The following is a 1,550-nucleotide window of genomic DNA, read 5'->3' as shown; positions in this document are numbered from 1 at the left end:
GACTGCTGCGCCCGCTGGCCACCGCCGTGCAGTTGCACCGGGCTGCCGACGGCGCCGATCTGCCCGCCGTGCGGCGCGCGGTGGAGCAGTCCCTGTTGGTGGAGAAGGAGCTTCTGGTCGACCCGGACTTCTTCACTGTCCTGCGGGAGCACGGCGCGGGCATCGGCGCGGTGACGGTGGAGGTCAAGCGGGGCCGCCACCACAACGAGCTGACCCGCTACCGCTACGACGTCACCCTGCACAAGGCGCCGACCACCCCGGCGGACCCGGGCGGGCAGGTCGAGCTGGAGTGGGGGCGGCAGGTCGCCGGCCTGGCCGAGCTGCGCGAGCTGCTCGCACAGCCGCCCGCGGACGTGCTGCGGATCACCGGGGTGCCCAACCGCCGCGTGGTGCGGGAGTCGGCCCTCGCCCGGGCGGTGCAGGACGCGGACGGTTCGCCCGCCGAGCTGCTGGACCGGCTGCACGCCCCGGAGGAGGGCGACCTTCCCGACCCGGAGCACTTCCACCAGCTCGGAGCGGAGTTCGGCCGCCGAGTGGGCGTCACCTGGTCGGCCACCTCGGCCGACGCCCTGGACGTGGTCTTCGCCGACCTGCGGGCCGGGCAGGGCTCCCCGGTCGAGCCGTACCAGTCGTCCCGGGCCGCCGGCCGACCGCCCACGTCGCTGACCAACCGCCCGGCCGGCGGCCGGGGCACCGGCGCCCTCATCGGCGAGCTCCGTGACTGGTTGCGGGGCCGGCTGCCCGACTACCTCGTCCCGTCGGCGTTCGTCGCGCTGGACGCGCTGCCGCTGACGGCCAGCGGCAAGCTCGACCGCCATGCCCTGCCCGCCCCCGACCTCGGCTCGGCCGGAGCCGGGCGGGCACCGCGCACCCCGCAGGAGCAGCTCCTCGCCGAGCTGTTCGCCGAGGTCCTCGGGCTGGCACAGGTCGGGGTGGAGGACAGCTTCTTCGACCTGGGCGGACATTCGCTGCTGGCGACCCGCCTGGCCTCCCGGGTCCGGGCGGTCCTCGGTACGGAGCTGGAGGTCCGGACGCTGTTCGAGACCCCGACCGTGGCCGGACTGGCAGCCCGCCTCGACGGCTCCGGCACGGCGCGGCCCGCGCTGACCGTCCGTCCGCGCTCCGAGCACGTACCGCTGTCCTTCGCCCAGCGCCGGCTGTGGTTCCTGCACCGGATGGACGGGCCGAGCGCCACCTACAACATGCCGCTCGCGCTGAGCCTGACCGGCGACCTCGACCGGTCGGCCCTGCACGCCGCACTCGCGGACGTGATCGCCCGGCACGAGTGCCTGCGCACCGTCTTCCGCGAGACGGACGGCGTGCCGCACCAGGTCGTGTTGAGCGCATCGGAGGCGCGCCCGGAACTCCCGGTGGTCGAACTCGACGAGAGCGAGCTGCCCGAGCGACTGACGCGGGCGGCCCGGCGCGGCTTCGACCTGGCCGCCGAGCCGCCGGTCCGGGCGGAGCTCTACGCGCTCGCCCCCGACCGGCACGCGCTGCTGGTCGTGGTGCACCACATCGCCGCCGACGGCTGGTCGATGGGCCCGCTC

At 75.5% G+C, this 1,550-nt stretch carries 1 protein-coding gene; it reads left to right on the top strand.

Going from position 1 to position 1,550, the window contains the following annotated elements:
• Window positions 1–1,550: condensation domain-containing protein (locus tag ACIQVZ_RS42450; protein WP_402458552.1), on the top strand; the 1,550-nt coding region annotated here is incomplete at both ends.

Source organism: Kitasatospora sp. NPDC098663 (genome assembly GCF_044760075.1).
Lineage (GTDB): Bacteria > Actinomycetota > Actinomycetes > Streptomycetales > Streptomycetaceae > Kitasatospora.
The sequence above is the reverse complement of the archived record's forward strand: the minus strand, read 5'-3'. Positions and strand labels throughout refer to the sequence as shown.